5 protein-coding genes and 1 pseudogene are annotated in these 6,934 nt (G+C 57.4%); 2 read left to right on the forward strand and 4 right to left on the reverse strand.

What is annotated here, in order from left to right; genetic code table 11:
• A pseudogene (locus tag VGP75_RS00975) lies at nucleotides 1–492 on the forward strand (DNA helicase II); the annotation flags it as partial.
• A 204-nt stretch (nucleotides 493–696) separates the two neighbouring features.
• Nucleotides 697–1,800 carry an MraY family glycosyltransferase gene (locus VGP75_RS00980; protein WP_327541865.1) on the forward strand — a complete coding sequence of 368 codons (1,104 nt, stop codon included), beginning with the start codon at nucleotides 697–699 and terminating at the stop codon, nucleotides 1,798–1,800.
• A gap of 35 nt (nucleotides 1,801–1,835) precedes the next feature.
• Here the strand turns inward: VGP75_RS00980 and VGP75_RS00985 are convergent, their stop codons facing one another.
• From VGP75_RS00985 to gmd, 4 genes are read right to left on the reverse strand one after another with little or no spacing between them, the layout of a single operon-like run.
• A complete protein-coding gene (locus VGP75_RS00985; protein ID WP_327541866.1) occupies nucleotides 1,836–3,203 on the reverse strand; it encodes a phosphohexomutase domain-containing protein in 1,368 nt (455 codons plus the stop codon).
• Nucleotides 3,200–4,648, reverse strand: coding sequence for a mannose-1-phosphate guanylyltransferase/mannose-6-phosphate isomerase (locus VGP75_RS00990; RefSeq protein ID WP_327541867.1), 1,449 nt, complete (start codon nucleotides 4,646–4,648; stop codon nucleotides 3,200–3,202). Before VGP75_RS00990 ends, VGP75_RS00985 begins: the two co-directional genes overlap by 4 nt.
• Nucleotides 4,649–4,654: 6 nt before the next feature.
• Nucleotides 4,655–5,614 carry a GDP-L-fucose synthase gene (gene fcl, locus VGP75_RS00995; RefSeq protein WP_327541868.1) on the reverse strand — a complete coding sequence of 320 codons (960 nt, stop codon included), beginning with the start codon at nucleotides 5,612–5,614 and terminating at the stop codon, nucleotides 4,655–4,657.
• A gap of 10 nt (nucleotides 5,615–5,624) precedes the next feature.
• Nucleotides 5,625–6,746 (reverse strand): GDP-mannose 4,6-dehydratase, encoded by a 1,122-nt coding sequence (gene gmd / locus VGP75_RS01000; protein ID WP_327541869.1) that lies wholly within the window; start codon nucleotides 6,744–6,746, stop codon nucleotides 5,625–5,627.
• Nucleotides 6,747–6,934: the final 188 nt, after the last annotated feature.

The following is a 6,934-nucleotide window of genomic DNA, read 5'->3' on the forward strand; positions in this document are numbered from 1 at the left end:
ACTGTGTCTTTCGCCGCGAACCGGCGTGTTTATGGCCAATGGCAATCGGCAATGCCGTCGCGTTTCATTGACGAGTTGCCAGTGGATCATGTCGAGGTGCTGACGCCGCCGGGCCTTTATGGTGGTGGCTATGGTGCGGCGGGTATGGCGGCAAGCGCATCGCCGGCAATGGCGGGCATGGTAGGGTCCGACCTGCATGAAAAGGCGCATAGTGCGGATGTGTATAACTCTCCCGGCTGGCGGCGGTTGCAGTCGCGCAGCCAGCAGCGCGGTATGGCGATGCCGTCCGAAGCACGCAATATGACGATTGATCTGGATGCGGTCAGCGCCTTTACCGAAGGCGCGCGCGTGTTCCATCAAAAATTCGGCTATGGCGAAGTGACCGGGATTGAGGGTGACAAGCTGGTGATCGCATTCGATAAGGCTGGATCAAAGCATGTAGTGGCGCAATATGTGGTCAGCGCGGACAAGGCCGATGACGTGCCTTTCTAGGGTGCTGCTTGCGGCAGGCCTTGCGGCAGATGTGATCAGGACGGCAAATTACTCCAGCATATTAGAGCCAACCTGCGTGATCGGCGCAGGCGGAATCGTGTGGCGTCGCAAGCCAGAGTTGTCCTAGATGGCTGTTGAAGATGGCTGTGTTGCTGTATAAGAGGCCCTGTAAATCTATCTAGAATTGAAAATTTGGCGGAATTGATGCAGTCTGACGCGGCCCCGCTCTTGCAGTATTCTCTGGGCTACCTGGTCTTGATATCATTCGTGGGGTGCTTGGGGCTGATTGCACTCGCGCAGATTTTCCCTTGGTTGTGTGGCCGTGACGACGATGAAAATGCCGTGCAATCAATGCATTCACAACCAACACCGCGCATCGGGGGCTTTGCGATCTTTCTTGCTTTGGCCCTGAGTGTTGGTTTTGCACCAGACACGATTGTGCAAAACTATGTTGGATTTATCATCGCAACGGCGCTGATTTTCTTTGTCGGGTTGAGCGAAGATTTGGGCTTTCGGGTTTCGCCACGCGGGCGGCTGCTGGCGGTTTGTCTGGCCAGTTTGATTGTCGTTATGCTTTTTGGCACTTGGCTCCCGCGCATTAGCGTGCCGTATTTCGACCTGCTGCTGCAATACTGGATCTTTGGTGTTCCTTTCACGTTGCTGATCACAGCGGGCGTTGCGAACGGGTTTAACCTGATTGATGGCGTCAACGGTCTTGCGGCAATGACTGCGATCGGCGCGTCGGTTTCTATCGCTCTGATTTCGCTGCAGGCAGGGCATGACACAATGGTCATGCTGAGCATGATGCTTGCTGCCGTCGTCTTTGGTTTCTTTTTGGTGAATTTCCCATTCGGTTTGATTTTCCTCGGGGATGCTGGCGCCTATACAATCGGGTTTGTGCTCTCTTGGTTTGGTATTGCCGTGCTGATCTTTGCACCCGCAGTGTCCGCATGGGCGATCTTGCTGACATTGTTCTGGCCGCTCGCTGATACGCTTTTTGCGATGTATCGGCGCAGCAGATTGAAGAAAGACGCGATGTCGCCGGACCGTTTACACTTTCACCAGCTGGTCATGCGCGGATTGGAGATTTGCTTTCTTGGGCGAAAGCGGCGCCGGATTGCCAATCCACTGACGACACTTGTGCTTGCGCCATTCGTTATCGCGCCGCAGGTGATCGGGGTGATTTTGTGGGACAATAACCGCGCTGCGTTTCTGGCGGTGCTGGCGTTTCTCGCCGCTTTCTTCGGGTCCTATCTGGTTTCCGTACCAGCGGTGCGTGCCTTTCGGCAAAGATCGCGAGAGACCTAGTCCTGCGCCCCGACTTTGACGTCCCTATCGCATGCTCAGAGAACGAGAAGCTTGGTCAAATGCGCAACACCTGCGCTGACCAGACTTGCATCTCCCCGCGCTTCGACATTCAAGCGGACAATCGGCTCGGTGTTCGAGCTGCGCAGATTGAACCGCCAATCCCCCAAAATCATGCCAAGCCCGTCTGTTTCGTCGATCGCGGTGGCCTGAGGGGCATATTCCGCACGCACACGCGCGATTGCGGCCTTTGGATCGTCCAGCGAGAAATTGATTTCTCCTGACGACGGGAAAGCGATCTTGCGCTCCGCCACGAGATCCGCAAGAGGGCCATTGCGGCTGACCAGTTCGGCAACCAGCAGCAGAGGGATCATCCCGCTGTCACAAAACACGAAGTCACGGAAATAGTGGTGCGCTGACATTTCACCGCCGTAAATTGCGTTCTCATCGCGCATCGCCTGCTTGATAAAGGCGTGGCCTGTGGGTGATTGCACGGCCTTCCCGCCTGCTTTGCTGACGATGTCTTGGGTGTTCCAGATGATGCGCGGGTCATGGATGATTTTCGCGCCCGGTTCTTTGGCCAAAAACGCCTCGGCCAAGAGCCCCACGACATATTCCCCGTCGATGAAATTGCCTGCGTGGTCAAAGAAGAAACAGCGGTCAAAGTCACCGTCCCATGCGACGCCGAAATCGGCGCCTGATTGGATGACGGCCGATGCTGTCGCAGGGCGGTTTTCGGGCAACAGCGGGTTTGGAATGCCTTGGGGGAAGGTGCCATCGGGCGTATGGAAAAGCCGTTCGAAAACGAGGGGCACGCCAAGTGTGGCAAGCCGTGCAGCGATGGCATCAAAGGTTGGCCCTGCTGTCCCGTGACCGGCGTTCACCAATATCTTGAGGGGCTTGAGTGCGTCTCGATCAAGAAAAGACATCATGCAATCCACATACGCGACACGCGCTTCGGCTGCGACATCACGCAGCGTACCAGTGGTGCCTGCATCCGCGAATTCATTGTTCTCGGCCAGCGTCTTGATCCGCGCCAACCCGTTCGCTGCATCCAATGGCGCAGACCCCGCCCGCACCATTTTCATCCCGTTATAATCCATCGGATTGTGCGAGGCCGTCACGCAGATGCCGCCATCCGCTTTGAAGTGGGTTGTGGCGAAATACATCTCTTCGGTGCCTGCAAGCCCCAGATCAAGCACATCACATCCCGCATCCATTAAGCCGCGCGCGACACTTGTGGCGAGTTCTTCAGACGAGGCCCTGACATCACGCCCGAGGACGACACTCTTGGCGTCCAAGGCTTCGGCAAAGGCGCGGCCAATGCGGTAGGCGATTTCGGCATCAAGGTCGATGCCAAGCCGCCCTCTGATGTCGTAGGCTTTGAAACAGGTCAGCGCACTCATCCTTTTGCTCCTTGACCGCGGGCATACACATCGTCGTAGCGGATGATATCGTCCTCGCCCAGATAGCCCCCTGTCTGTACCTCGATCAGTGTCAGTGGCAGCTTGCCGGGGTTTTCCATGCGGTGCACCGCACCCAGCGGGATATAGACGGATTGGTTTTCGCTCAAAAGCTGGACGTTGTCGTCGATCGTCACTTTTGCGGTGCCTTCCACGACAATCCAGTGTTCGGCACGGTGATGGTGACTTTGCAATGACAGGGCAGCACCCGGATGCACGACGATCCGTTTTACCTGAAAACGCGTCCCGACCACCAAGCTTTCGTACCACCCCCAAGGGCGGTAGTCGCGCGGCAGGGTTTCGGCTTGGGGGACAGCGGCGGCCTTGAGTTTGACAACCGCCTGTTTGACGTCCTGCGCGCGGTCTTTGTGCGCGATCAGAACGGCATCGGGCATTGCGATGGCGACCAGACCTTCCAGTCCGATACCAACCAGTTGTTGTGCACCGCTGGTTGCCTGTAGCAGTGTGTCTTTGCAGTCGATGGAGGTGGCAGGACCGGATGTAACAACTCCCTGTGCATCCGCCTTGCCGTCGCGCCAAACGGCCTGCCAATCGCCAAGGTCGGACCATGCGCCGCCATAGGGCACGACGGTCAGGTTCTTGGCCTGCTCCATCACGGCGTAGTCAATTGAAATTTCCGGGCAACCGGCCCAAGCGTCGGGGGCGAGGCGGGTAAAGGAGAGATCGGCCTCGGCGGCCTCAAAGGCGGCGCGGGTCGCGGCCAGAACCTCGGGTGCATGCGCGGCAAAGGCGGCAAGGATCGTGGTTGTCGAGAACAGGAAAATACCTGCGTTCCACAGGTGCATGCCGCCGGCTAAGAGTGTCTCGGCTGTCGCAAGATCAGGCTTCTCCACGAAACCCTGCAAAGGCTGAGGTGTTGGTGCAAAATCAGCGGTTGGCGCGTCTGACAGGGCGAGCCAGCCATAGCCTGTTTCGGGACGGTCTGGCCGGATGCCAAAGGTGACCAGTTGGCCATCCAGCGCGGCGGGCACAGCGGCCGCGACCGTCGCGCGAAACCGGTCTGCGTCAGGGATCACGTGGTCCGACGGCGCGATCAGCATCAGCGCGCCGGGTGTGCGGGCCTCCAGCGCCAATGCGGCAGCACAAATCGCGGCGGCGGTGTTTTTGGCAGCAGGTTCGATCAGGATATCGGCAGGGGAGATTTCCGCTGCTGCCAATTGTTCCAAGACAACAAACCGGAAATCCGCGGCTGTCACGACCGAGGGTGCTGCGAAATCCGCCCCTGTCAGCCGCTGCGCAGAGGCCTGAAACAGGCTTTCTTCGCCGATCAGTTTCACAAACTGCTTGGGGTAGGATTTGCGCGACAATGGCCAAAGCCGTGTCCCTGCGCCACCGCAGAGCAGAACTGGATTGATCTTATGCGCCATAGCTGTCTAATCCCTTAAGTTTTCCAAATTCGCCAGATACCATTGGTAGGTTCCCGCAATCCCATCCTCAAGACTGATCTGCGCGCGCCAGCCCATTTTGGCCAGTCGTCCCACATCCATCAGTTTGCGCAGCGTTCCGTCAGGTTTGGAAGGATCGGTTGTGATCCGGCCCTGAAACCCTGTGACCTTTGCGAGGGCCTGCGCCAGTTCAAGGATCGAAATATCGGTGCCCGTGCCCACGTTGATGTGGCTCAGCATTGGTTCGGTGTTGGCGTCATAGCCGGCCTTTGGCAGGTCCAGCACAAAGAGCGAGGCCGCGGCCATATCATCGACATGCAGGAATTCGCGTCGTGGCGTGCCACTGCCCCAGATCACAACCTCATCGCGGTTTTGCTGTGCGGCTTCATGGAAGCGGCGCATCAGCGCGGGCAGGACATGGCTGTTTTCAGGGTGGAAATTATCACCGGGGCCGTAAAGATTGGTCGGCATCACACTGCGATAATCGACGCCATGCTGACGGTTGTAGCTTTCGCAAAGCTTGATGCCTGCGATCTTGGCCACAGCATAAGGTTCATTTGTGGGTTCGAGCGTCCCCGTCAACAGCGCGTCTTCCCGCATCGGCTGGGCTGCGTCGCGCGGATAGATGCAAGACGATCCCAGTTGCAGCAGACGTGTCACGCCGGCAGCATAGGCCTGATGGATGACATTGCTGGCGATCATCAGGTTTTCATAAATAAAATCAGCGGGGAAGATGTTGTTGGCATGGATGCCGCCCACTTTGGCTGCGGCAAGGATGACGACATCGGGCTTCTCGGCCTGCATGAAATCGCGCACCGCTGATTGGTCTGTCAGGTCCAGTTCTGCATGAGTACGTGTGATGATCTCTGCATCCCCGCGTTCTTTCAACTGGCGCAGGATGGCGCCGCCAACCATGCCGCGATGGCCTGCCACGTATACCTTTTGCATCCCCGCCATCTCAGCTCTCATATGCGACGGGTACGTCCATCCCGTTCGCCTTGAGAAACGCGTGCCTGCGGGCAGTTTTCAGATCTTCGGCCACCATTTCGGCACACATCTCCTGGGCGGTAATCTGCGGCTCCCAGCCAAGTTTCTGCTTGGCTTTGGAAGGATCGCCAAGCAGTGTTTCAACTTCGGCGGGGCGGAAATAGCGCGGGTCGATCCGCATGATCACATCGCCCGGCTTCAGGGCAGGGGCCATATCGCCGGCGATGCTGGCGACCGTGGCCACCTCATCCACACCTTCGCCGGTAAATTCCAGCGTCAAACCCAGTTCCGCGGCGGACCAGTTGATAAAGTCACGCACAGAATGTTGCTTGCCGGTGGCGATGACAAAATCCTCGGGCTGGTCTTGCTGCAGCATCATCCACTGCATACGCACGTAATCCTTGGCATGGCCCCAGTCCCGCAGGCTGTCGATATTGCCCATGTAAAGACACGGCTCCAACCCTTGGGCGATATGCGCCAAACCGCGGGTGATCTTGCGCGTCACAAAGGTTTCGCCGCGCCGCGGGCTTTCGTGGTTAAAAAGGATGCCGTTGCAGGCATAAAGCCCGTAAGCCTCGCGGTAGTTCACCGTCATCCAGTAGGAATAGAGCTTTGCAACCGCGTAGGGCGAGCGTGGGTAGAAGGGCGTTGTTTCGCGTTGGGGCGTCTCTTGGACAAGGCCGTAGAGTTCGGATGTGGAGGCCTGATAGAAACGGGTCTTTTTATCAAGGCCCAGAAAACGGATGGCTTCCAAAAGCCGCAGTGTCCCGATGCCATCGACATCGGCGGTGTATTCTGGCGCCTCGAAACTCACCGCGACATGGGATTGGGCACCAAGGTTATAGACCTCATCGGGCTGAACCTCGGAGAGAATGCGTGTCAGGTTCGAGGTATCGGTCAGATCACCATAGTGCAGCTTGAAACGCGCGTTATCGACATGGGGGTCCTCATAGATGTGATCGACCCGCTGGGTGTTGAAAGAGGACGCGCGGCGTTTGATACCATGCACCTCATACCCTTTTTCGAGCAAGAATTCAGCAAGGTAAGAGCCATCTTGCCCGGTGATGCCTGTAATGAGTGCGGTTTTTGTCATGTTTGTTGCGTGCTTGTCCAAGAATGAAATCGTTGACGAAGGTTGTCCCACGCGCGGGCAAAAATGCCAACAGTTCTATACAACATGAGTGGGGCAAATTTCCTGGATGTCTAGAGTTGTCCATTGCGTTCGGGAAGCACACTGACGGACCAAGCCAGCACGGCGATCTTTTTGCGTGACCTGACGGT

This window comes from Yoonia sp. (genome assembly GCF_036007805.1).
Lineage (GTDB): Bacteria > Pseudomonadota > Alphaproteobacteria > Rhodobacterales > Rhodobacteraceae > Yoonia.

Excerpts from the sequence above, each read along its gene's own strand:
- VGP75_RS00980 (WP_327541865.1), top strand. The coding sequence starts at position 697 with ATGCAGTCTGACGCGGCCCCGCTCTTGCAGTATTCTCTGGGCTACCTG.
- VGP75_RS00985 (WP_327541866.1), bottom strand. The coding sequence starts at position 3,203 with ATGAGTGCGCTGACCTGTTTCAAAGCCTACGACATCAGAGGGCGGCTT.
- VGP75_RS00990 (WP_327541867.1), bottom strand. The coding sequence starts at position 4,648 with ATGGCGCATAAGATCAATCCAGTTCTGCTCTGCGGTGGCGCAGGGACA.
- fcl (WP_327541868.1), bottom strand. The coding sequence starts at position 5,614 with ATGCAAAAGGTATACGTGGCAGGCCATCGCGGCATGGTTGGCGGCGCC.
- gmd (WP_327541869.1), bottom strand. The coding sequence starts at position 6,746 with ATGACAAAAACCGCACTCATTACAGGCATCACCGGGCAAGATGGCTCT.